Genomic DNA, 21,898 nt, shown 5'->3' on the forward strand with positions numbered 1-21,898 from the left:
TTCAGGGGTGCGGCAGCGGGTCGGGCGGGACGGCACGGGTGGCGCCGTCCACGGACAGGAACACCCGCTGCGCGACGGGGTTCCGCAGCTCCTCGGCGAGCTGGCCGACGAGGCCCGCGGTGCGGGCCAGCAGCGCGAAGCCCCGCAGCAGCTCCAGCGGCAGCCCCAGGTCGGCCAGCGCGGCGCCGCAGACGCCGGCGCCGTTCAGGGGCAGGGTGCGGCCCAGCACCCGCGGGTGGGCGCGGCCGACGGCGGCGAACAGCGCCAGGTGGGGACCGGCCACGCCCTCCTCGTCGGCGATCTGGAACATCCGCGGGGTGCGGGGGTCGCCCTCCTTGTGCAGGTGGTGGCCCAGCCCGGGCACGAACCGCCCGGCCTCGCGCTGCCGGCGCACGACGTCCTCCGCCAGGTCGTCCCAGGCGGCGTCGTCGCCGGGCAGCTCGTCCAGACCGGTCAGGACGTCGTGCAGGAACCGGCCGGTGTCCTCGGTGACGCCGAGGAACCGGGAACCGCCGCCGAGGAGCCCGGCGGCCAGCGCGCCCTGCACCGAGTCCGGCGCGGACAGGAACGTCAGCCGCGCCGTGATGGCGGTGGGGGTGAACCCGTGGTCGGCCAGCGCGGCCAGCACGGCCTCGAACACCCGCACCTCCCCGCGCGAGGGGCGGCGCTGGGCCGCCAGCCAGAACGCCAGCTCCCCGAAACCCACCTCGCCCATGACGTCGCGGGCCAGGTCGTGGCCCAGCAGCGTGATGGTGCGCAGGTCCGCGGCGCCCAGCGCGGTCGGGTAGCCGTCCGCCTCAGCCACGGCCGCTCCCCTCCCCCGCGGTACCGGCGGGGTTCCCCGACCGGTTGCCGGCGGGAGCGCTCAGCCAGCGGCGCAGCTCCTCGCCGTGCTCGTCCAGCCCGGGCGGGGGAAGCCGGTAGGAGGCCGGGGTGCCCGAGAACCGGATCGGGTGGCGGGTCGTGGGCACGGCCGCGTCCCCCTCGCCGACCTCGACGACGGGGTCGAGGCCGAACCGCTCGGCCATCGCGAAACCCCCGTCGATCGTGTTGATGGGCCCGCAGGGCACGCCGGCGGCCACCAGCAGGTCGAACCAGTCCAGCGCCGGGCGGGTGCGCAGCCGCTCCACCAACAGCGGGCGCAGCTCCTCGCGCCGCCGCGTCCGGTCGGCGTTGCGGGCGAAGCGCGGGTCGTCGGCCAGCTCCGGCACGCCGAGCACCTCGCACAGCCGGCGGAACTGCCGGTCGTTGGCGGCGGTGACGATCAGCTCGGTGTCCGCGGTCGGCAACGGCTCGTAGGGGAACACGCTGGGGTGGGCGTTGCCCATCCGCAGCGGCACGACGCCCCCGGCGACGTAGGCGGAGCTGTGGTTGACCAGCCCCGTCAGCGCCGAGGACAGCAGGTTCACCTCCACGTGCTGGCCGCGGCCGGTGATCTCGCGGTGGCGCAGGGCGGCGAGCACGCCGATGGTGGCGTGGTTGCCGGCCATCACGTCGAACACGGAGATCCCCGCGCGGAACGGCGGGCCCTCCGGGTCGCCCGTCAGGCTCATGAGGCCGGAGATCGCCTGCACCATGAGGTCGTAGCCGGGCACGTCGCGCCCGGCGCCGGTGCCGAACCCCGTGATGGAGGCGTACACGATCCCGGGGTTCTCCGCGCTGACCGTCTCGTGGTCGAGGCCGAACTTCGCCATCCCGCCGGGCTTGAAGTTCTCCACCAGCACGTCCGCGCGCCGGGCCAGCTCGCGGGCGGCAGCGGCGTCGTCCGGCTCGCGCAGGTCCAGCGCGATCGAGCGCTTGCCGCGGTTGACGCCCAGGTAGTACGTGGAGACCTCCCCGCGCTGCGGCGGCGTCCACGAGCGGGTCTCGTCACCGGCCGGGCCCTCCACCTTGACGACGTCGGCGCCCATGTCGGCCAGCAGCATCGTGGCGTAGGGGCCGGCCAGGACGCGGGAGAAGTCCGCGACCAGCAGGCCGGCCAGGGGGCCGGTCGGGACGCCGTCCCGGGGGTCCGTGGTGCTCACCGCGCCACCACCTCTCCGTGGTCCGCTGTACGGACGACTGTCCGCTCTCCGGCAGTGTGCGCCGGAGGGGGGCGGCGGTCAAGAGGGGCGCACGACCTCCGGCAGGCTGCCGCGGCGCGCGAAGTCCGCGCTGATGGCCTCCCCCGCCTCCCGCAGCACCGGCAGGTGCTCGGACAGCAGGCGCTCCAGCGACGTCTCCGCCGCGTGCGCGTTGACGTTCACGGCCGCCACGACCTCGCCGTCCGCGCCGCGCAGCGGCACCGCCACCGAGCGGATCCCCAGCGCCAGCTGCTCGTCGGTGACCGCCCAGCCGCGCTCGCGCACCTCGCGCAGCGCGGCGCGGCGCTCGGCGGCGTCCGGGTGCCAGCGCGGCTCGACGCCCGAGCGGCTCGGCTGCGCCAGCAGCGCCTCCACCTCCGCCTCGTCCAGCGCGGCCAGCAGCACCTTGCCCAGCGACGTCGCCAGCGCGGGGAAGCGGGTGCCCACGGTCGCGGCCAGCGTGACGATGCGCGGGACCGCCACCCGCGCGACGTAGACGACGTCCGGTCCGTCCAGCTGCGCGATCGAGCAGGACTCCCCCGTGCGCCGCGACAGCTCCTCCAGGTGCGGGCGGGCCACGTCCCACAGGCCCGTGGCCGCCACGTGCGCCACGCCCAGCTCGAGCACGCGCGGGGTCAGGGTGAAACCCCGCTCGAGCGCGCGCACGTACCCCAGCTCCTGCAGCGTCAGCAGGATCCGGCGCGCCGTCGGCCGGGCCAGCCCCGTCGCCGCCGCCACCTCGGTGAGCGACATGGCGGGGCGGTCCCGGCCGAACGCCGCGATGACCTCCAGCCCGCGGGCGAGCGCCTCGATGAAGTCGGGCCCGGTCCCCTCGCGCGGCACGGGCGCACGCTACACGCGCGCCCGCGCCAGGCGTGACGTCCGGTTCACGCGCCGTGCGTGGCCGCGGTGCGGAAGTCCGTGTACGTGTACGGGTTGTCCAGCACGTCCGTCGTCGGCACCTCGGGGTTCATCCCCCGCTCCCACGCCTCCGGACCCAGGGCCGAGCGCAGGTGCTCCACGGTCGCCTCCACGGTGCGGCGCACCGCCGGCAGGTCCACGCCCACCAGTTCGTGCTCGTGCTTGACCACCCGCCCGTCCACCAGGACGGTGTGCACGTCGCCGCGCTGGGCCTGGAACGCCACGTGCCCGTACGGGTGCAGCACCGGGAACATCACCGGCGAGCGGTCGTTCTTCAGCAGCACCAGGTCGGCCTTCTTGCCCGGCTCGACGCTGCCGACGACGTCCTGCAGGCCCAGGGCCCGCGCGCCGCCGAGGGTGGCCCACTCCACGACCTGGTCGGCGCGCAGGTGGCAGTTGGTCACGGTGTCGCCCTTGACGTGCGCCTCCAGGTGCTCGCGGGAGCGGTCGGCGCCCAGCGTGGCCCGCATCGCGCTGAACAGGTCACCGCTCCACCACACGCTGGTGTCCATCGACAGCGCCACCGGGATGCCGTGCGAGCGCAGCACCCACGTGGGCGGGTAGCCCTGCCCGCAGCTCTGCTCGCTCTCGGTGGACACCGACACCGTGCCGCCGGTGGCGGCGATGCGGTGGTAGGAGTCCTCGCTCAGCGTCGCCGCGTGGACCCACACGGTGCGCTCGTCGGCGAAGCCGTTCTCGTGGACCAGCCGCACCCCGTCGTCGCCCGTCGCGCCCCACACGCCGGCGTGCGTGGTGACGGCGGCGTCCAGCTCGCGGGCGACCTCGAAGGCGGCGCGCTCGGGGAAGGCCGGGTCGCCCGTGACGTCGAAGGCCATCTGGAAGCCGAGCATGTCGCTGCGGCGCAGGCGCCGCTCCACGAAGGAGCGGAAGCCCGCCGTGCGCGACCACTCCCACGGGCCGGCCTGGATGTTGCCGTAGGCCAGGACGAAGCGGCCGGGCACGGCCTCCAGGGCGTCGACGGCGGCCTCGGCGTGGTCGAGGGTCTGCAGGCCGTGCGACCAGTCGACCGTGGTGGTCACCCCGGCGTCCAGGGCCTCCACCGCCGACAGCAGGTTGCCGGCGTGCACGTCCTCGGGCCGGAAGGCCCTCCCGTGCTCGAGGTAGTACCAGACGAAGTACTGCGTGAGGGTCCAGTCGGCGCCGTAGCCGCGCATCGCGGTCTGCCACATGTGGCGGTGGGTGTCGACCATGCCGGGCATGACGATGCCGCCGGTGGCGTCGACCTCGGCGGTGCCCTCGGGCACGTCCAGGTGCGGGCCGACGGCCTCGATGCGCTGGCCGACGACGAGCACGTCGGTGTCGGGCAGCACGGAGCGGCGGGCGTCCACGGGCAGCACGGTCCCGCCGCGCAGGACGACGGGCTGCCCGGGGCGGGGGGCGGGGGTCGGGGCTGGTGCGCGCATGGGACTCCTTCGTCCACGAGCAGGGATCCGCTGGACGGTCAACCGTCCGACAGACGGACAGACCGTCGTCGCTGGCACTGTCCGCGCCCGCACCCGCCCTGTCAAGACCCCGCCGCCGACGGCCGCGTCCCCCCGCGGGACGACCCGCGCCGCCGCCCGGGTGGCGCCACCTCCGCCTGCCGGATGAGATCCGGTCCGGGCCCTGGGAGCTGTCGGGATCGCGACGTACCCTCGGGCCGTGCCCCTGCTCGCCGAGTTCTCAGCCGCGCTCCCCGCGCTGACGCCGGAGGCACTGTCCCCCGACAGCCTCCTGCAGTCCCTGGGCGGGTGGTCCCTGTGGGGCGCCGCCGCCATCGTCTTCGCCGAGTGCGGCCTGCTCGTCGGGTTCTTCCTGCCCGGTGACTCGCTCCTGTTCACCGTCGGCCTCTTCACCCACCAGGGGTTCGTCCCGCACAGCCTCTGGTTCGTCTGCCTCGTCCTGACGGTCGCCGCCTTCGCCGGCAACGTCACCGGGTACGAGATCGGCCGCGCCGCCGGCCCCGCGATCTTCGACCGGCCCGGCTCGCGGATCTTCAAGCGCGAGCACGTCGACAAGACGACCGCCTTCTTCGCCCGCTACGGCGCGCGCGCCATCGTCCTGGCCCGCTTCGTGCCGATCGTGCGGACCTTCATCACCGTCGCCGCCGGCGCCGGGAGGATGCCGCGGCGCACCTTCTTCGTCTTCTCCGCCGTCGGCGCCGTCGCCTGGGCCACCGGCGTCACCGTCCTCGGCTGGGCGCTGGGCACCATCCCCCTCATCCGGCACAACATCGAGCTGGGGCTGCTGGTCCTCGTCGTGCTGTGCGTCGTGCCGATCGGCGTGGAGCTGTGGCGCGGCCGGCGCCGCGAGCGCCGCGCCACCGCGAGCGCCCTGCCCCGCCAGGAGCGCGAGGCCGAGACCCCCCGCACCGTCCCCGGCGCCTGAACCGCACCCCGGCCCCGGCCCGCCCGGGGCGTGCCCCAGGATGACCCGGTGCCCCGCCAGCGCCAGCTCCTGACCCTGCGGTGGGCGGACATGGACGCCTACCGCCACGTCAACAACGTCGCGCTGATGCGGCTGCTGGAGGAGGCGCGCGTCCGCGCCTTCGGCGTCCCCGCCGACGACGGGTCCGCGCCGATGCTCGCCACCGGCATGGTCGTCGCCCGCCACGAGGTCGACTTCACCGCCCCCCTGGACTACCGCACCGAGCCCGTCGCCGTGGACCTGTGGGTCCACGCCGTCGGCGGCGCCAGCTTCCGCGTCGGCTACGAGGTCCTCGAACCCGACGGCAGCCGCGTCTACGCGCGCGCCTCCACCACCTGCGTCAGCTACGACTTCGCCACCGGCCGGCCCCGGCGCCTGCGCGAGGACGAGCGCGCCCGCCTCGACGCCCTGGCCGACGAGCCGCCCGCGCTGCGCAGCTGAGGAGCTCCGGGGAGCTGCTCGGCAGGAGGCACGCCCCGGCGGCTGCGAGGATCGGGGGGTGTCCGACTGGCTCGCGCAGCTCGCCGACCCGAACCTCGAGGGCCTGGGCGCGTTCGGCCTGTACGCGCTGGTCTTCGGCATCGTCTTCGCCGAGACCGGCACCCTCGTCGGCTTCTGGCTGCCCGGCAGCACCGTCCTGTTCACCGCCGGCCTCATCTCCGGGCGCGAGGGCTCACCCGTCTCGGTGACCGTCCTCGTCGTCGGCGTCTTCCTCGCCGCCGTCGCGGGCGACACCGTCGGCTACTGGTGCGGGCGGCGGCTGGGCCGGCCATGGCTGCAGCGCCGCGCCGGGAAGGCCGCCGCGCACCTGCCGCGCGCGGAGGCGTTCTACGAGCGCTACGGCTGGTTCGCCGTCGTCGCCTGCCGCTACATCCCGTGGCTGCGGGCGTTCGTGCCCGTCATCGCCGGCATCTCCGCGATGTCGTACCCGAAGTTCGCCAGCGCCAACGTCGTCGGCGCCCTCACGTGGGGCGCGGCGCTCGTGCTGGCCGGGTACGGCGCCGAGTCGCTGCCGTGGATCCGCACCGTCGCCTACAGCATCGCGATCACCGCGGTCGCCTTCTCCGTCGTCGCCCCCCTCGTGGCGTGGGTGCGACGGCGTCGCGGCGCGCGCACCCCGTGAGCGGCCCGCCGCGGCCCGTGCCCGCCCGGGCGGTGCGCACCACGACCGTCGTCGAGCGCTCCCGCTTCGTCTGCACGCTGCGCCCCGTCGCCGACGAGGCCGCGGCCGAGGCCGTCGTCGCGGGCGTGCGCCGCGAGTTCCCCGACGCCCGCCACCACTGCACGGCCGCGGTGCTCGGCGACGACGGGTCGCTGCGGCGCTCCAGCGACGACGGGGAGCCGGCGGGGACGGCGGGCGCGCCGATGCTCGGGGCCCTCGAGGGTGCCGGGGTGACCGGTGTCGTGGCCGTCGTCAGCCGCTGGTTCGGCGGGACGCTGCTGGGCACCGGCGGGCTCGTGCGCGCCTACGGCGGCGCCGTCTCCGGCGCGCTGGAGGAGGCCGGTCTCGCGCCGCGACGCTGGGTCGACCTCGTCGCGGTGCACGCCGGCCCGGCCGACGCCGGCCGCGTCGAGGCCGAGCTGCGCCGCCGCCACGACGTGGAGGACGTCGTGTGGTGCGGGGACGGTTGGCGGGCCGTGCTCGTGCTGCCGCCGGGCGCCGACGCGGCCGCCGAACTGGCTGCCGCGGGCCTGCCGGCCACCGCCACTCCCCTCGGCCGGGCCGTCCGGCCGGTGCGGGGCTGACAGCCGGTCGTCAGCCGGGGCGGCGGGCGGTGGTCAGGCGCACGGCGACGGTGACGGGGGTCGGGTCGGGCAGGCCCGCCACGCGGGCGGCGACCTCGTCCGCGGTGAGGTGGTGGGCGCTGGGCCCCATCCCCACCAGCGCGCGCAGGGCGGCGTGGTCCAGGTCGCGGCGCACGGTGACGTCCTCGTGCCCCAGCACCTCGAACGCGGCGAGGTCGGCGGCCAGCCGCTCGTCCTTGCGCGGGTCCACCGCCAGCGTGCCCAGCGGACCGCGCAGCTCCGCCAGGTGCTCCGGGCGCGGGGTCACCACGAGCCAGCGCCCGCCCGGGCGCAGGACCCGGGCCACCTCGGCGGCGCCGCGGGGCGCGAAGACGGTGAGGACCACGTCCGCGCAGGCGTCCGCCAGGGGCAGGCCGCGCCAGGCGTCAGCGCCGACGGCGGCGGCGCGAGGGTGGGCGCGGGCGGCGCGCCGCAGCGCCGGGACGGAGGTGTCCACGCACACGCCCGCGGCGCCCGGCAGCGCGTCCAGGACGACGGCCAGGTGGTGCCCGGTGCCGCCGCCGACGTCCACGACGAGCCCGGCGTCCGGCTCCGCGGCGGCCGCCGCGGCCAGCGCCGCCGACACGGGCGCGTAGTGGCTGGCGCCGAGGAACGCCTCGCGGGCCGCGACCATCGCCGGCCCGTCCCCGGGGTGCGCGCCGGCGCCCACGGCGAGGTTGACGTAGCCCTGCCGGGCCACGTCGACGGCGTGCCCGGACGGGCAGACCAGGGTCCGGTCCCGGGCGGTGAGCGGCTGCCCGCAGACGGGGCAGCGCAGCCGCGGCAGCACCGCGGTCAGGGCCGCCGGCAGCGGCCGGGGCCCCCCGGCGGTCGCCACGGGACCCGCGCTCAGGACCGGTCGGCCGCCGCGCCCAGCGGGTGCATGCCCGACAGGGCCGCCACCCACGAGGCCGGGGGCCGGGAGAGCCGGGCGTCGTAGGCGCGCACGGCCGCGGCGTGGAAGGCGACGTCCCCGGCCAGCCGGTGCTCGGCGTCGGTCACGGCGCGCTCGTCGGCGGCGCCGGCGGCGTGCAGCTCCGCCAGCCGCGAGCGCCGCCGCTCGGCCAGCGCCCCGGCCTCCACGGCCAGGTCGCGCAGCCGCACCAGCGCCGCGCGCGTGCTCAGCGCCCACACCACCGCCACGACGAGCAGCAGGACGACGAGGACGGTGACCACCGTGCCGGCGGTGCCCACGCTCAGTCCCCCAGCCCGATGTCGGCCGGCCCGAACGCGGCGCGGTAGGGCAGGCCGGCGGCCTCCACGCGCTCGCGCGCGCCGGTGTCCCGGTCGACGATGACGGCGACGCCGACGACCTCCGCGCCCGCCGCGCGCAGCGCCTCGACGGCCGTGAGCACCGACCCGCCGGTGGTGGAGGTGTCCTCCACGGCCAGCACCCGGCGCCCGGCGACGTCGGGGCCCTCGATGCGCCGCTGCAGGCCGTGCGTCTTCTCCGCCTTGCGGACCACGAAGGCGTCCAGGGCGGCGCCGTGGGCGTCGGCCCAGCCGGTGGCGTTGGCGGCGTGGACCATCGCCAGGGCCACCGGGTCGGCGCCCATCGTCAGCCCGCCGACGGCGGCGAAGTCCCAGTCGGCGACCAGGTCGAGCATGACCGGGCCGACGAGGGCGGAGGCCTCCCCGTCCAGGGTGGTGCGGCGCAGGTCGACGTAGTGGTCGGCCTCGGCGCCGCTGGACAGCGTCACGCGGCCGCGGACGACGGCGTCGGCGGCGATGAGGGCGGCGAGGCGCTCGCGCGCGGAGCTGGCGGCGGGGGGTGTCACGGGGCCCCAGCCTAGTCAGCGCCCGCGGGGGTGTCGGGCGCGGCGGGTAGCGTCCGGGGCGTGCGCCTGGCCACCTGGAACGTCAACTCCGTCCGCGCCCGCCTGGACCGCGTCCTCGCCTGGGTCGACCGCAGCGACGTCGACGTCGTCGCCCTGCAGGAGACCAAGTGCAAGGACGAGCAGTTCCCCGAGCAGGCGTTCCGCGACCTGGGCTACGAGGTCGCCCACCACGGCCTGTCGCAGTGGAACGGCGTGGCGATCGCCTCGCGGGTCGGGCTGGAGGACGTCGCGACGACCTTCGCGGCGGACGTGCCGGTCTTCGGGGACCCGGCGGTCGTCGAGGCCCGCGCGATCGGCGCCACGTGCGGCGGGGTGCGCGTGTGGAGCCTGTACGTGCCCAACGGCCGCGGCCTGGACGACCCGCACTACGCCTACAAGCTGGTGTGGATGGAGAGCCTGCGCGCGGCGGGGCGCCGCTGGCTGGCCGAGGACCCGGCCGCGCAGGTGGCGCTGGTCGGCGACTTCAACGTCGCCCCCACCGACGAGGACGTGTGGGACCCGGGGTTCTTCGCGGGCGCCACGCACGTGTCCGGTCCGGAGCGGGCGGCGTTCCGGGCGCTCGAGGACGCGGGGTACACCGACGTGGTGCGCCCGCACGCGCCCGGGCCGGGCGTCTACACGTACTGGGACTACACGCAGCTGCGCTTCCCCAAGCGGCAGGGCATGCGGATCGACTTCGTGCTCGGCTCCCCCGCCCTGGCGGCGCGGGTGAGCGGGGCGACGGTGGACCGCCAGGAGCGCAAGGGCAAGGGCGCCTCCGACCACGCGCCCGTCCTCGTGGAGCTGGACGGCACCGGGCCGCTGCCCCCGCTGTACTGAGAGCGCGCTGCGCGGGTTGCGCCGAACGGCTGAAGAGCGGCCGGACGGCCTGCGCGGAGCAGACGCGCCGGTGTCCGATCACTAGATTCGCGACGGTGCGAGCACCTGTCAGCACCACCGACCTCGAGGCCGTCGAGCTGAGCGCCGCGAACGACGCGCCGGGCCAGCGGGCCGTCGCCGAGCTGCTGGAGTCCTGGGCGCTGGGCGCCGTGCCGGGCGACTCCGTCTCGCGCGGGCGGCTGCTGGTCGCGGCCAGCGAGCACGCCGCGTTCGCCGGGGACGGGGCCCGCGCGCTGCGCCTGGCCCGGCAGGCCCTGGGCACCGGCGACCACGTCAGCCCGGACACCCGCTGCTACGTCGTGTCGGCGCTGCTGGTGTGCGGTCACCTCGGCGAGGCGGTCGCCCTGGCCGAGCAGGTGCTGCGCGAACGCGTCACCGACGTGGAGGCGTACCTGTTCCTCGGCGAGGAGTTCGCCTGGCACCGGCAGCCGGAGGAGGCCCAGCGCGTCTACACGCAGGGGCTGTTCCGCTGCAGCGGCGACGAGGAGGCCGTGGAGGCGCTGCTGGGCGCGTGGCGGCGTGGACGCGGCCGGCCCTCGGTGGTGGACCTGCGCGCCGGCGCGGGGCTGCCGGCGCCGTCGCTGCCCGTCGACTGAGACGGCGGCCCGTTCCCGGGCCCGACCGCGGGCGGCGCCGTCCGGCGGGTGACCGGCCGGCGCCGCCCCGGGCGGTCGCCCTCAGTGCTGGGAGCCGCCGCGCCCCTCGCTCTCGGCGATGCGCTCCTGCAGGGCGCTGTCGTCGAACTTCTCCGCCCCGGTCGCCCCGGTCGCCCCGGTCGCCCCGGGATCGGTGACCGGCGCGGTGGCCGGCGCGGTGGCCGGCGGGGTGACGGTCGTGGTGGTCGTCTCCGTCCGCAGGGACTCCTCCGCCGCCTCGCGCGCCTCGCCCTTGGCCTTCTCGTCGGCCACCTTCGAGGCGGCGGCCGCGGCCACGCCGACCGTGGCGGCCACGCCGGCGGCGATGCCCGCCGTCACGCCGGCGCTCCTGCCGCCCTCGACCTCGGTGGCGACACCGGACATCGCGATCCGCTCCGCCAGCGCCTTCACCTTGGAGCCGGCCGTCTGCTGCTGGGCGAGGCTGGAGCCCAGGAGGGTCGCCACCTCGCGGGCGCCGCGGGCCCGGGCGTGCACGGCGAGCGTCTCGTAGACGGCCTGCTCGTGGTACGAGGTCTCCAGGGCCGCGGCGAGGACGACGGCGTCGGCGAGGGAGTCGTCGGTCTTCTTCAGCGTGGCCTCGGCCTCGGCGGCCAGCGCCTTCGTCACCGGGCACGGGGAGTCGTCGACCTCCTCCCCGAGCAGGGAGAAGCACTGCTCGAGGGCCTCGACCTGCACGCTGGTCTCGGCGGCGCGCTCGCGCAGGAGCTGCTTCAGCTCGGGGCGCTGGGCGGCCTCCTCCAGACGGCCGAGCATCGCCAGGACGTCGCGCTCCATCGTCAGCGCGGCGCCCAGCTTGTAGCTGAAGATCTTCTCGGGGGTGTTCAGCCGTTCGAACATCGTTCCTCCTCGACGTCGTGGGGGCCTGCTGCTCGACCGCCCCCGACCCTGGCACGCGGGGGCCGGGACCGCACTCGGCGCGGGCGGCGCTCAGGGCGCCGCGAGCTCCCCGGCCACCACGGGCACGTCGACGACGTTCCCCGGCGGGGGCAGCGGGCACGCCCACGCCGGGTCGTGGGCGCAGCTGGGCGCGTAGGCGAAGTTCAGGTCGACGACGAGCCGGCCGTCGCGCCCGCCCAGGTCGGCGCCCTTGACGGTGTCCAGCAGGTAGCGGCCGCCGCCGTAGCCGGGGCCGGGGTCGCGCAGGGGCAGGAACAGCCCGCCGCCGTACTGGTCGAGCCACCACACGTCGAGGGTCCCCACGCCCGCGAGCTGGACGCGCCCGACGCGCTCGAGGTGCACGGTGCCGTCGGTGCCGGTCGCCACGTCGTGCCGCTGCGGCGGGGCGTCCTCGACGGCGACCTCGAAGCGCAGCGCCGGGTCGTGGGGCGCCACGGGCAGGCCGGTCCAGGCGGCGCGGCGCTCCGGGGGCAGCGGGGAGGCGGGGTGGGTGGCGAACAGCTCGTCGCGCCCGGCGCGCCACAGCCCGTGCCCGGTCGCGGGGTCGGGCGCGGCGCGCACCGCGGTGTACAGGGCCGCGGTGCGGCGGCGCCAGTCCAGGACGTCCAGTCGGCTCACCGGACCACCCTCGCGCAGCGCCCGCCGCGCGGCGCGTCAGCCGCAGAACACCTCGCCGAGCAGCTCCTGGCCGCCGCGGAACTCGCCGGGGTCGGGTGCCGTGGTGAGCGACAGGACGAGCCGCTCGCGGGTGTCGGGGGTGCTGTAGGCGACGCTGAGGTACCCGTCGATGCCGCCGTCGTGGCCGTACAGGGCGCCACCGCACGGCAGGGGCACCACGGCGATCCCCAGCCCGTACGCCGGTGAGGTCGCGGTGGGGCGCACCATCTCCGCCAGCAGCTCGGGGGGCAGCAGCTCCCCTCCCAGCAGCGCGGCGAGGAAGCGGTCGACGTCCGCGGTCGTGGACACGAGCGCGCCGGCCGCGTCCGCGACGGACGGGTCGAGCCAGGTCGCGTTCACGACCTGCCCCTCGATCCGCAGGTACCCGTGCGCGTGCGGCGGCGGCAGGAGCGCCGTGCCGGGCACGGCGGTGTCGCGCAGCCCGAGCGGTGCGAGGACCCGCTCCTGCACGGCGCGCTCCCACGGTGCGCCGGTGACGGCCTCCACGACCATCCCCGCGACGACGTAACCGGTGTTGGAGTAGCTCCACGCCGTCCCCGGCTCGAAGTCCAGGGGGCGGGCGGTGGCGAGCGCGACGAGGTCGCGGTCCTCCCAGCGCTGCCAGCGGGCCTCCTCGTAGGCCTCCCGGTCGTCGTAGCCGTCGGCGCGCACCGGCAGCAGCCCGGTGTACTCCGCCAGGCCGCTGGTGTGCTGCAGCAGCATCCGCACGGTGATCCGGTCCCCGTCGGGCAGCAGACCGGGCAGGTAGCGCTCCACGGGGGCGTCGAGCTCGACGCGCCCCTCGCCGACGAGCTGCAGGACGACCGCGGCCACGACCGGTTTGGTGATGCTGCCGACGCGGAAGCGGCCGTCGAGCGGGACGGGCCGCACCCCGCCGTGGTCGGCGGTGCCGCTGCGCAGCAGCAGCTCGCGCCCGTCCTCGGTGACGCGCACCTGGGCGCCCTGCGCCCCGGAGCTGGTCAGCGCGTCCAGGGCCGCCTGCACCGCGGCGGGGTCGGCGGGCGCCGCCGCCGGGAGCGGTGGGGGTGCCGGGGGTGCCGCGGTCGCCGCCGAGGTGGGGGCGACCAGCAGCACGGCGGACAGCACCGCCGCCGGGAGGACGCGTCGTCGGGCGTTCGTCGTGGTGGTCATCGTCGTCCCCTCACGTGGTGGTCGCCTCGCGCCGAGGGTGGCGCAGGTCGCCACCCCGGACAAGGTCCGGGACGTGAACACCTCCCGCCGGGTCGCGGACCGCTGTGGCGGCGTCCGCGGGCCGCGGACGGGCGGGTCAGTCCGCTAGCGGGCCGGCCCGCCGGCGCACCCACGCCAGCAGCGCCTCCCCCTGCACGCGCTGGAACTCCCGCAGCGTCGGCAGGCCCGGCGGCGCCGGCCGGCGGGCGCCGTCCAGGAAGTGGGCGGCGAACCCGGCCAGGACCGCGGTCAGCTCGCCGGGGTCGGCGTCGCGGGTCGTGGGCGAGGTCGCGCAGCTCGTCCAGCCCGGCCAGCCGGACGCCGTCGGCGGCCAGGCGCTCGAACCCGGCGAAGTCCTCGCGCAGCGCGTCCGCGGCCGCGGGCAGGTCCGGCACCGGGCAGGGGGTCGCTCCGGCGGCGAGCGCGGCGAGCGCGTCCAGCACCGCGGCCACGTCGGCCGGCCGCCACGGCAGGGCGGGCTGGTGCCCGTCGACCTCCTCCAGGACGAGGGCGACCCAGCCGCCGTCGTCGACCGTCCCCAGCAGCCGCGGCACCGGCAGGGACGGCGGCAGCGCCGCGCTGATCCGTCCCTCGCGCCGGTGCAGCTGCGGGCTGTGCGCGTTCGGCTCCGGCCCGACCGCCTTGACGAACGCGCGGCGGCCGGTGGCGGTGACGACCCGGTCGGCGGACCCCGGGGAGAAACCCCCGGCCTGGCTGTCGGCGCGAACGACCGGGGCGCCGAGGACGTCACCGACCCCGGCGCGCACGTGCGGCGGGAGCTCCTGCCACCGCAGCCGGGTCCCTCCCCCACCGCGCACGCGGGTCAGCCCGGCAGCACCGGCCGCGGACCTCCACGGGGTTCCGCCCGCCTCACGGGTGCAGGCGGGCACCCTTGACGACCTTGTCGACGGCGCCCCGCGCGCCGTGGACGGCCAGGCCGACGAGGTCCAGGTCGGCGCCGGCGACGCGGGCGACGACGGCGCGGTTGGCGGCGTCGTGGCCGGTGGCGAACATGTCCGCGGTGAAGACCGCGACGTCCACGCCGCGGGTCAGCGCACGCTCCCGGGCGGTCGCCAGGAGCGCGCCGGTGGCCTCGAACACGAGGACCGGCTGACCGAGGAGCGGCAGGTAGGCCTGGCCGTCGGCGTCCGCGTACGGCAGCCCCACCAGGTCGGGGTGGCGGGCGGTGACCCCCGAGGCGAGGAACGCGGTGACGTTCAGGCGCTGCCAGGGGGCGAGGTCGTCGCGCAGCAGGACGGCGGTCTTGGTGGCCGGGCGCGGCGGGGCGTCACCGGCCGCGGCGTCGACGATCCCGGTGGCGGTGGTCTGGGTGCTCACCCGTCCAGCGTGCGGACCGCGCGCGGGGCCGTCTTGTACGTTCTTGCGGTGGCTGCGAACTCCGCTGCGGCGGGTCCGGGGCCGGGCGAGTTCGTCCGCAGCCGGCGCCCGGGCGTGCCGGGGGTCGCCGAGGTCCTGCGGGCGCGCTTCACCCGGCACGCCTACCCGATGCACACCCACGACACGTGGACGGTCCTGCTCGTCGACGAGGGCGCCGTGGACTACGGGCTGGAGCGCCACCGGCACGCCGGCGACCGGAGCGCGGTGACGGTCCTGCCCCCGCACGTCGCGCACGACGGGCGGGCCGCGACGCCGGAGGGTTTCCGCAAGCGCGTGGTGTACCTGGAACCGGACGCGCTGCCGGCCGCGGCGGCGGGGTTCTTCGCCGGCGCGCCGGCGCTGGGCGACCCGCGCGCGTGGACCGCGGTCTCCGCGCTGCACGAGGCGGCCAGCCGGCCCGGGGAGGAGTTCGAGGCGGCCGGGCGGGCGGCGCTCGTCGTCGACGCGCTGCGCTCGCGCGCGGCCGGCGGGCCGGAGCCCGCCCGGCACGAGGACAGCCCGCTGGCCCGCCGGCTGCGCGAGCTGCTCGACGAGCACGTGGTGGACGGGATCGCGCTGGCCGACGCCGCCGCCCTCCTCGGCGCGAGCACCGCGCACCTGGTGCGCGCGTTCGGCCACCACCACGGCCTGCCGCCGCACGCCTACCTGACGGCGCGGCGCGTCGACCTGGCCCGGCGGCTGCTGCTGGCCGGGACCCGGCCCGCCGAAGCCGCCGCGCGGGCGGGCTTCCACGACCAGTCGCACCTGACGCGGCACTTCCGGCGGGTGCTGGGCACGACGCCCGCGCGGTTCGCCGGGGTGGTGCGGGCGGGCGCGTGAGGCCCGCGGACGCGGGCGGGCCCGCCGGACCGGGTGGTCCGGCGGGCCCGTCCGCGAAGGTCAGCGCGCGCTGACGCCGCTCTCCGCCCGGCGCACGACGAGCCCGGAGGACCCGGCGCCCTGCCCGGGGGCGTCGAGGTCGACGGAGAAACCGCCGTCCTCCACGTCCACCTCGACGGTGTCGCCGTCGCGGACGTCGCCGGCGAGGATCGCGCGGGCCAGCCGGTCGCCGATCTCGCGCTGCACCAGCCGGCGCAGCGGCCGCGCCCCGTAGGCGGGGTCGTATCCGGTGATGGCCAGCCAGTCCTTCGCCGCGTCGCTGACGTCCAGGCTCAGGCGGCGGTCGGCCAGGCGGCCGGCCAGCCGCTGCACCTGCAGCTCCACGATCCGGCTGAGCTCCTGCGTCGACAGCGGGTCGAAGACCACGACGTCGTCGAGGCGGTTGAGGAACTCCGGCTTGAAGTTCCCCCGCACGGCGCTCATCACCGCGTCGCGCTTGGTGGCCTGCGACAGCTCCGGGTCGACGAGGAACTGCGACCCGAGGTTCGAGGTGAGCACGAGGATGACGTTGCGGAAGTCCACCGTGCGGCCCTGCCCGTCGGTCAGGCGACCGTCGTCGAGGACCTGCAGGAGGATGTCGAACACCTCCGGGTGGGCCTTCTCCACCTCGTCCAGCAGCACCACCGAGTACGGCCGGCGGCGCACGGCCTCGGTGAGCTGGCCGCCCTCCTCGTAGCCGACGTACCCGGGCGGGGCGCCGACGAGGCGGGCCACCGCGTGCTTCTCCGAGTACTCGCTCATGTCGATGCGGACCATCGCCCGCTCGTCGTCGAAGAGGAAGTCCGCGAGCGCCTTCGCCAGTTCCGTCTTGCCGACGCCGGTCGGGCCGAGGAACAGGAAGGAACCCGTCGGGCGGTCGGGGTCGTCGACCCCGGCGCGGCTGCGGCGCACCGCGTCCGAGACCGCGCGCACGGCCTCGGCCTGGCCGATGAGCCGGGCTCCGAGGAACTCCTCCATGCGCAGCAGCTTCTCCGTCTCGCCCTCGAGGATCCGGCCGGCGGGGATGCCGGTCCAGCCGGCGATGACCTCGGCGATGTCGTCGGGGCCCACCTCGTCGGCGACCATCGGCTTGTGCTCGGCGGCCTGGCTCTCGGCGGCCTGCGCCTGCTCCAGCTCGCGCTCCAGCGCGGGGATGCGCCCGTACAGGACCTCGCTGGCCCCGCCCAGGTCGCCCTCGCGCTGCAGCCGCTCGGCCTGCGAGCGCAGCTCATCGATGCGCTGCTTCAGCTCGCCGACGCGGTTCAGGCCGGCCTTCTCCTGCTCCCAGCGGGCGGTCAGCGCGGTCAGCTGCTCCTGCCGGTCGGCCAGCTGCGCGCGCAGCGCGTCCAGGCGCTCGCGGGAGGCGGCGTCGTCCTCCTTGGACAGCGCCAGCTCCTCCATCCGCAGCCGGTCCACGGCGCGGCGCAGCTCGTCGATCTCCACGGGCGAGGAGTCGATCTCCATGCGCAGCCGGGACGCGGCCTCGTCGACGAGGTCGATGGCCTTGTCGGGCAGCTGGCGGCCGGAGATGTACCGGTCGGACAGCGTGGCGGCGGCCACGAGGGCGGCGTCGGAGATGGCGACCTTGTGGTGCGCCTCGTACCGCTCGCGCAGGCCGCGCAGGATGCCGATGGTGTCGGGCACGCTCGGCTCGCCGACGAACACCTGCTGGAAGCGGCGCTCCAGCGCGGGGTCCTTCTCGATCCGCTCGCGGTACTCGTCGAGGGTGGTGGCGCCCACCAGGCGCAGCTGCCCGCGGGCGAGCATCGGCTTCAGCATGTTCCCGGCGTCCATGGAGCCCTCAGCGGCGCCGGCGCCGACGACGGTGTGCAGCTCGTCGATGAAGGTGACGACCTGCCCCTCGCTGCGCCGGATCTCCTCCAGGACGGCCTTCAGGCGCTCCTCGAACTCCCCGCGGTACTTCGCGCCGGCGACCATGCTCGCCAGGTCCAGGGCGATGAGGCGCTTGCCGCGCAGCGACTCCGGCACGTCGCCGGCGACGATGCGCTGGGCCAGCCCTTCCACGACGGCGGTCTTGCCGACGCCGGGCTCGCCGATGAGGACGGGGTTGTTCTTGGTGCGCCGGGACAGCACCTGCACGACGCGGCGGATCTCGGCGTCGCGGCCGATGACCGGGTCGAGCTTGCCCTCGCGCGCCTGCGCGGTCAGGTCGACGCCGTACTTCTCCAGCGCCTGGTAGGTGCCCTCGGGGTCGGGCGAGGTGACCTTCGCGCCGCCGCGGACGGTCGGCAGCGCGTCGAGCAGCGCGTCGCGGGTGGCGCCGACGGCGCGCAGGGCCTCCCCGGCCGCGGACCGGCCGGCGGCGGCACCGAGCAGCAGGTGCTCGGTGGAGACGTAGGCGTCGTCGAGGGCGCGCGCCTCGTCGCCGGCGGCCTGCATGAGCTGCAGGGCGGGGCGCGACAGCTGCGGCTGCGCGACGGCGCTGCCGGAGGCGCTGGGCAGCGAGGCGAGCGCGCCGTCGACGCGGCGGGCGAGCGTCGCCCGGTCGGCGCCGACGGCGGTGAGCAGGTGGCCGGCCACGCCGTTCTCCTGCCCCAGCAGGGCGGCGAGGACGTGCAGCGGCTCGACCTGCGGGTGGCCCGCCGTGGTGGCGCGGCCGACGGCGTCGGCCAGGGCCTCCTGCGCGCGGGTCGTGAGCTTGAGGTCCACGGGCTACCTCCTGGCGAGTGCGTGTGCGGGGTCGCTGAGCACAACACTGCCAGAGTTGAGCTTGTTCCGCTCAACTCACAGGGTCGAAGGTCCTCTCGCCGTGATCACGGACGGCTGAGCGCCCCACCGTCCACGATCACCGCGAGCGCGGCCCACCCCCGCCGTGATCTTGCTGGGACCCCCTGCGAGATCACGGCGGGGGTGGAGGCGGGAGCTGGGAGGGGTGGGGGCAGTCCGGAGGTGGACGTCGGGCGGCGGACGTCAGGGGGCGGTGGGGACCTCGCCGCACTTGGCGGGGTCGGCGTACCGCTCGGCGTCCAGGACCACGGCGTCCGACACCACGGCCGCACCGCCCGCGACGACGACGAAGCACGGCTCCAGGCGCACCAGCTCCGCGCGCGTCACCTCCGGCAGCCGGTCGCGCTCGGTCAGCAGCAGCGGCCCGGCCAGCATCGTGGAGGGGCCCAGGGACAGAGCGTCGGCGCTGGAGGTGCCCGAGGCGAGGTAGACGATCGCGGTCGTCTCGGCGTCCCAGAACGTGCCCGCCACGTCCGCGGCGGTCTCGTAGCGGTCCCGGCCGGACAGGCGGACGGCGCCGGCGCCCACGTCGGTCGCAGCGGTGGTGGCCTCCGAGCTCGCCCCGGCGGTCACGGTGCCGCCCGCCCGCAGGGCCTGCACGGCGGCCGAGGACCGGGCCGTCTCGGACTTGCCGGCGCCGGCGGCGACCGCGCTGCCGGCGGTGGCCAGTCCCGCGGTCACGGCGACGGCGGCGGACACGGCGAAGATCTTCTTGCGCTGCACGGTGACTCCCGTCTCGAGGAGCCCACCGCCGGAGCCGGCGGGCCGTCCACCGACTGTGCGCGCTGCGTGAGGTCGCTGCCCCGAGCACCCGTCCGCGGGAGGGCCGGGCGGGTGACGGCGTCACCCGGGCGCCACCGGGCGTCACCCGGACGCGCCAGCGCTGGCAGAGTGGGCGCCGTGTCCGCGCGGGAGCTGGTCGTCCTCGGCACCGCCAGCCAGGCCCCCACCCGAACGCGCAACCACAACGGCTACCTGCTGCGCTGGGACGGCACCTCCGTCCTCTTCGAGGCCGGCGAGGGCACCCAGCGCCAGATGGTCCTGGCCGGCGTCGCCTCCCCCCGGGTCGAGCGGATCTGCGTCAGCCACCGGCACGGCGACCACTGCCTCGGCGTGCCCGGCGTCCTGGCCCGCATGGCGCTGGACGCCCCCGGCCGCACCGTCACCGTCCACGGCCCCCGCGACGCCGAGGCCCACCTGCGGGCGCTGGCCTCCGTCGCCGACGCGGACGTCCACGCCCTCGTCGAAGCCGTCGACGCGACCCACGACGCCGACGTCCCCGTCGCCGGGGTCGCCGGCGCGCGCCTGAGCGCCCGCCTGCTCGACCACCGCGTCCCCGCCGTCGGCTACCGCCTCGCCGAACCCGACGGGCGCCGCTTCGTCCCCGGCGCGCTGGCCGCCGCCGGCATCGCCGGACCCGACGTCGGGCGCCTGCAGCGCGAGGGCGTCCTGCGCGGCGTCCGGCTCGCCGACGTCACCGAGCCGCGCCCCGGGCAGGTGTTCGCCATCGCCATGGACACCCGCGACCACCCCGCCCTCGACGCCGTCCTGCGCGGCGCCGACCTGGCCGTCGTCGAGGCCACCTTCCTGGACCGCGACCGCGACCTGGCCGAGCGCTACGCCCACCTGACCGCCCGCCAGGCCGCCACCGCCGCCGCGCGCGCCGGCGTGCGCCGCCTCGTCCTGACCCACTTCTCCCAGCGCTACACCGACCCCGGCGAGTTCGCCGCCGAGGCCCGGGCGGCCCTCGCCGACGTCGGCGCCGACGTCGAGGTGCACGTGGCCGCCGACCTCGACGTGGTGCCCGTGCCCGCGCGGCGCTGACCGGCGCCCACCACCGGACGGGTGAGATCCCTCCCCGGGGGGTCAAGGCGGGTCCCGCGGGCCCCGACACCTGCAGGACCCGTCGACGACGTCGAGGCCGGCAGCCGCGGGTGCCCACCCGCGCTCCCGGAGACCCGGAGGACCCGATGTTCAGCAAGCGACGCGACCCCGCCCCGCAGACCCTCAAGCAGCTCGCCGAGCAGCAGGCCGACGTCGAGGCCGTCACCGCCGTCGTCGTCGCCCTCGCCGCGGCCACCACCGTCGACCAGGCCGTCGGCACCGCCCTGGACGTCGTGCGCGACCGCTTCGACTGGGCCTACGGCTCCTACTGGCGCCTGGACCCCACCACCCGCGTCCTGCGCTTCGCCGTCGAGCGCGGCGACGCCGGCGCGGAGTTCCGGCAGGTCACCCTGGAGGCCAGCTTCGCCGAAGGTGTGGGGCTGTCGGGGCGCGCCTGGCGCCAGCGCGACCTCGTCTTCGTCCCCGACCTCGGCGAGCTCGCCGACTGCGTGCGCGCCCCCGCCGCCGTGCGCGCCGGCGTGCGCAGCGGCATCTGCTTCCCCGTCGTCGAGGGCGGGCAGGTCGTCGGGACGATGGACTTCTTCACCACCGAGCGGATCGAGCCCTCCCCCGGCCGCCTGGCCGTCCTGCGCACCGTCGGCGTCCTCGTCTCCGAGGCCATCACCCGCGTCGCCGACGCGGTGCGCCGGGAGAAGGCCGCGCAGGACACCGAGGCCGTGTCCACCGTCATCCGCGAGCTCGTCACCGCCCGCGACGAGCAGCAGGCCCTGACGACCGCGCTGGAGACCATCCGCCGCGACTTCGACTGGCAGTACGGCTCGTTCTGGCGCCTGGACGAGGACGCGCAGGTCCTGCGGTTCGTGCAGGAGTCCGGCGACGCCGGCGAGGAGTTCCGCCGCGTCACCCGCAGCGCCTCCTTCGCCAAGGGTGTCGGGCTGTCCGGGCGCACCTGGGCCCGCCAGGACCTCGTGTTCGTCGAGGACCTCGGCGAGCTCACCGACTGCGTGCGCCGCCCCGCCGCCCAGGCCGTGGGCGTGAAGTCCGGCGTGTGCCTGCCCATCACCGTCGGCGGCAGGTTCATCGGCACGATGGACTTCTTCGCCACCCGCACGCTGATCATGCACCCGAGCCGGCAGAGCGCCCTGCGCAACACCGCCTTCCTCGTCGGCCAGGCGCTGGAGCGCTTCGCGTCCGAGGCGCGCCTGCGCGAGGCCGGCGGGCAGCTGATGGCCTCCATCGACGAGGTCGGCGCCAACGTGTCCTCCGCCTCCGCCGTCGCCGCGCGCGGCGAGCAGCTCGCCGACGAGGCCAACGCGCAGGTCGCCGCCCTCGGCGAGGCCAGCCGACAGATCGACCAGGTCGTGCGGGCCATCCAGGCCATCGCGGCGCAGACCAACCTGCTCGCCCTCAACGCGACCATCGAGGCCGCGCGCGCCGGGGACGCCGGCCGCGGGTTCGCCGTCGTGGCCGGCGAGGTCAAGGAGCTGTCGACCGAGACGGCGCGCGCCACGGCCGACGTCAGCGCGACGGTGGAGGCGATCCAGTCGCGCGTCGAGGCGGTCGTCGCCTCCCTCAGCGACATCCACGGGGCGGTCGCGGAGATCAACCGCACCCAGGAGCTCATCAGCGGCGTCCTGACGGAGCAGCGCTCGACCACCCGGGCGATCCTCGACTGACCCCGCCCCGGCCCTCGCGCTCCTCCCCGCCCCCGACCGCCCCACCTCTCCGTGATCTT

General features: G+C 76.7%; 22 protein-coding genes. 9 read left to right on the top strand and 13 right to left on the bottom strand.

From position 1 onward, the window contains the following. Nucleotide 1: 1 nt before the first annotated feature. From ACRYMY_RS09375 to ACRYMY_RS09390, 4 genes are all read right to left on the bottom strand, one after another. Entirely contained in the window at nt 2–805 is an 804-nt protein-coding gene (locus tag ACRYMY_RS09375) for a citryl-CoA lyase (protein ID WP_432546998.1), read from the bottom strand. Beyond that, nucleotides 798–2,024: a CaiB/BaiF CoA transferase family protein gene (locus ACRYMY_RS09380; RefSeq protein WP_432546999.1), complete on the bottom strand. Its 1,227-nt coding sequence runs from the start codon at nt 2,022–2,024 to the stop codon at nt 798–800. The genes ACRYMY_RS09375 and ACRYMY_RS09380 overlap by 8 nt, the downstream gene beginning before the upstream one ends. 78 nt (nt 2,025–2,102) lie before the next feature. Further along, nucleotides 2,103–2,906 carry an IclR family transcriptional regulator domain-containing protein gene (locus ACRYMY_RS09385; RefSeq protein WP_432547000.1) on the bottom strand — a complete coding sequence of 268 codons (804 nt, stop codon included), beginning with the start codon at nt 2,904–2,906 and terminating at the stop codon, nt 2,103–2,105. Between the two features lie 44 nt (nt 2,907–2,950). Continuing rightward, nucleotides 2,951–4,408: an amidohydrolase family protein gene (locus ACRYMY_RS09390; RefSeq protein WP_432547001.1), complete on the bottom strand. Its 1,458-nt coding sequence runs from the start codon at nt 4,406–4,408 to the stop codon at nt 2,951–2,953. Between the two features lie 238 nt (nt 4,409–4,646). Here ACRYMY_RS09390 and ACRYMY_RS09395 point away from each other — a divergent pair, with 238 nt between their 5' ends. From ACRYMY_RS09395 to ACRYMY_RS09410, 4 genes are read left to right on the top strand one after another with little or no spacing between them, the layout of a single operon-like run. Continuing rightward, the gene (locus tag ACRYMY_RS09395) at nt 4,647–5,372 is read left to right on the top strand and encodes a DedA family protein (protein WP_432547002.1); all 726 of its coding nucleotides are present in this window, start codon (nt 4,647–4,649) and stop codon (nt 5,370–5,372) included. A 48-nt stretch (nt 5,373–5,420) separates the two neighbouring features. Next, complete coding sequence (locus ACRYMY_RS09400; RefSeq protein WP_369056051.1) at nt 5,421–5,852, top strand: acyl-CoA thioesterase; 432 nt, start codon at nt 5,421–5,423, stop codon at nt 5,850–5,852. A 58-nt stretch (nt 5,853–5,910) separates the two neighbouring features. Then, nucleotides 5,911–6,534 (top strand): DedA family protein, encoded by a 624-nt coding sequence (locus ACRYMY_RS09405; protein WP_432547003.1) that lies wholly within the window; start codon nt 5,911–5,913, stop codon nt 6,532–6,534. Next, the gene (locus ACRYMY_RS09410) at nt 6,531–7,157 is read left to right on the top strand and encodes a YigZ family protein (RefSeq protein WP_432547004.1); all 627 of its coding nucleotides are present in this window, start codon (nt 6,531–6,533) and stop codon (nt 7,155–7,157) included. Before ACRYMY_RS09405 ends, ACRYMY_RS09410 begins: the two co-directional genes overlap by 4 nt. 10 nt (nt 7,158–7,167) lie before the next feature. Here ACRYMY_RS09410 and ACRYMY_RS09415 read toward each other — a convergent pair whose 3' ends face one another. From ACRYMY_RS09415 to pyrE, 3 genes are read right to left on the bottom strand one after another with little or no spacing between them, the layout of a single operon-like run. After that, a complete protein-coding gene (locus ACRYMY_RS09415; RefSeq protein ID WP_432547047.1) occupies nt 7,168–7,995 on the bottom strand; it encodes a putative RNA methyltransferase in 828 nt (275 codons plus the stop codon). A 50-nt stretch (nt 7,996–8,045) separates the two neighbouring features. Further along, nucleotides 8,046–8,390, bottom strand: a complete 345-nt coding sequence (locus tag ACRYMY_RS09420) for a hypothetical protein (RefSeq protein WP_432547005.1) — start codon at nt 8,388–8,390, stop codon at nt 8,046–8,048. Between the two features lie 2 nt (nt 8,391–8,392). Beyond that, complete coding sequence (pyrE, locus tag ACRYMY_RS09425; RefSeq protein ID WP_432547006.1) at nt 8,393–8,974, bottom strand: orotate phosphoribosyltransferase; 582 nt, start codon at nt 8,972–8,974, stop codon at nt 8,393–8,395. A gap of 60 nt (nt 8,975–9,034) precedes the next feature. Here pyrE and ACRYMY_RS09430 point away from each other — a divergent pair, with 60 nt between their 5' ends. Further along, nucleotides 9,035–9,853 carry an exodeoxyribonuclease III gene (locus ACRYMY_RS09430; protein ID WP_432547007.1) on the top strand — a complete coding sequence of 273 codons (819 nt, stop codon included), beginning with the start codon at nt 9,035–9,037 and terminating at the stop codon, nt 9,851–9,853. A gap of 95 nt (nt 9,854–9,948) precedes the next feature. Continuing rightward, nucleotides 9,949–10,509 (top strand): tetratricopeptide repeat protein, encoded by a 561-nt coding sequence (locus tag ACRYMY_RS09435; RefSeq protein ID WP_432547008.1) that lies wholly within the window; start codon nt 9,949–9,951, stop codon nt 10,507–10,509. An 81-nt stretch (nt 10,510–10,590) separates the two neighbouring features. Here ACRYMY_RS09435 and ACRYMY_RS09440 read toward each other — a convergent pair whose 3' ends face one another. The 4 genes from ACRYMY_RS09440 to ACRYMY_RS09455 all read right to left on the bottom strand — a co-directional run bounded on the left by ACRYMY_RS09440 (nt 10,591) and on the right by ACRYMY_RS09455 (nt 14,652). Next, nucleotides 10,591–11,406, bottom strand: coding sequence for a DUF892 family protein (locus ACRYMY_RS09440; RefSeq protein ID WP_432547009.1), 816 nt, complete (start codon nt 11,404–11,406; stop codon nt 10,591–10,593). Between the two features lie 90 nt (nt 11,407–11,496). After that, on the bottom strand, nt 11,497–12,084 hold the full coding sequence (locus ACRYMY_RS09445) for a DUF1684 domain-containing protein (RefSeq protein WP_432547010.1): 588 nt from the start codon (nt 12,082–12,084) through the stop codon (nt 11,497–11,499). 36 nt (nt 12,085–12,120) lie between these two features. After that, nucleotides 12,121–13,275 (bottom strand): serine hydrolase domain-containing protein, encoded by a 1,155-nt coding sequence (locus ACRYMY_RS09450; protein WP_432547011.1) that lies wholly within the window; start codon nt 13,273–13,275, stop codon nt 12,121–12,123. Nucleotides 13,276–14,184: 909 nt separating this feature from the next. Next, nucleotides 14,185–14,652 (bottom strand): DUF2000 family protein, encoded by a 468-nt coding sequence (locus tag ACRYMY_RS09455; RefSeq protein ID WP_432547012.1) that lies wholly within the window; start codon nt 14,650–14,652, stop codon nt 14,185–14,187. Between the two features lie 48 nt (nt 14,653–14,700). On the opposite strand from ACRYMY_RS09455, the gene ACRYMY_RS09460 reads away from it, so the two are divergent. After that, complete coding sequence (locus ACRYMY_RS09460; protein WP_432547013.1) at nt 14,701–15,531, top strand: AraC family transcriptional regulator; 831 nt, start codon at nt 14,701–14,703, stop codon at nt 15,529–15,531. A 60-nt stretch (nt 15,532–15,591) separates the two neighbouring features. Here the strand turns inward: ACRYMY_RS09460 and clpB are convergent, their stop codons facing one another. Together clpB and ACRYMY_RS09470 are read right to left on the bottom strand one after the other, a co-directional pair. Continuing rightward, a complete protein-coding gene (clpB, locus tag ACRYMY_RS09465; protein ID WP_432547014.1) occupies nt 15,592–18,240 on the bottom strand; it encodes an ATP-dependent chaperone ClpB in 2,649 nt (882 codons plus the stop codon). Between the two features lie 261 nt (nt 18,241–18,501). After that, nucleotides 18,502–19,041 carry a cell wall-binding repeat-containing protein gene (locus ACRYMY_RS09470; protein ID WP_432547015.1) on the bottom strand — a complete coding sequence of 180 codons (540 nt, stop codon included), beginning with the start codon at nt 19,039–19,041 and terminating at the stop codon, nt 18,502–18,504. A gap of 177 nt (nt 19,042–19,218) precedes the next feature. On the opposite strand from ACRYMY_RS09470, the gene ACRYMY_RS09475 reads away from it, so the two are divergent. Then, nucleotides 19,219–20,142: an MBL fold metallo-hydrolase gene (locus ACRYMY_RS09475; protein WP_432547016.1), complete on the top strand. Its 924-nt coding sequence runs from the start codon at nt 19,219–19,221 to the stop codon at nt 20,140–20,142. Between the two features lie 146 nt (nt 20,143–20,288). Beyond that, a complete protein-coding gene (locus tag ACRYMY_RS09480) occupies nt 20,289–21,839 on the top strand; it encodes a GAF domain-containing protein (protein ID WP_432547017.1) in 1,551 nt (516 codons plus the stop codon). The last annotated feature ends 59 nt before the right edge of the window (nt 21,840–21,898 follow it).

The organism is Kineococcus haloalkalitolerans (assembly GCF_050871905.1).
In the GTDB taxonomy this organism is placed as follows: domain Bacteria; phylum Actinomycetota; class Actinomycetes; order Actinomycetales; family Kineococcaceae; genus Kineococcus.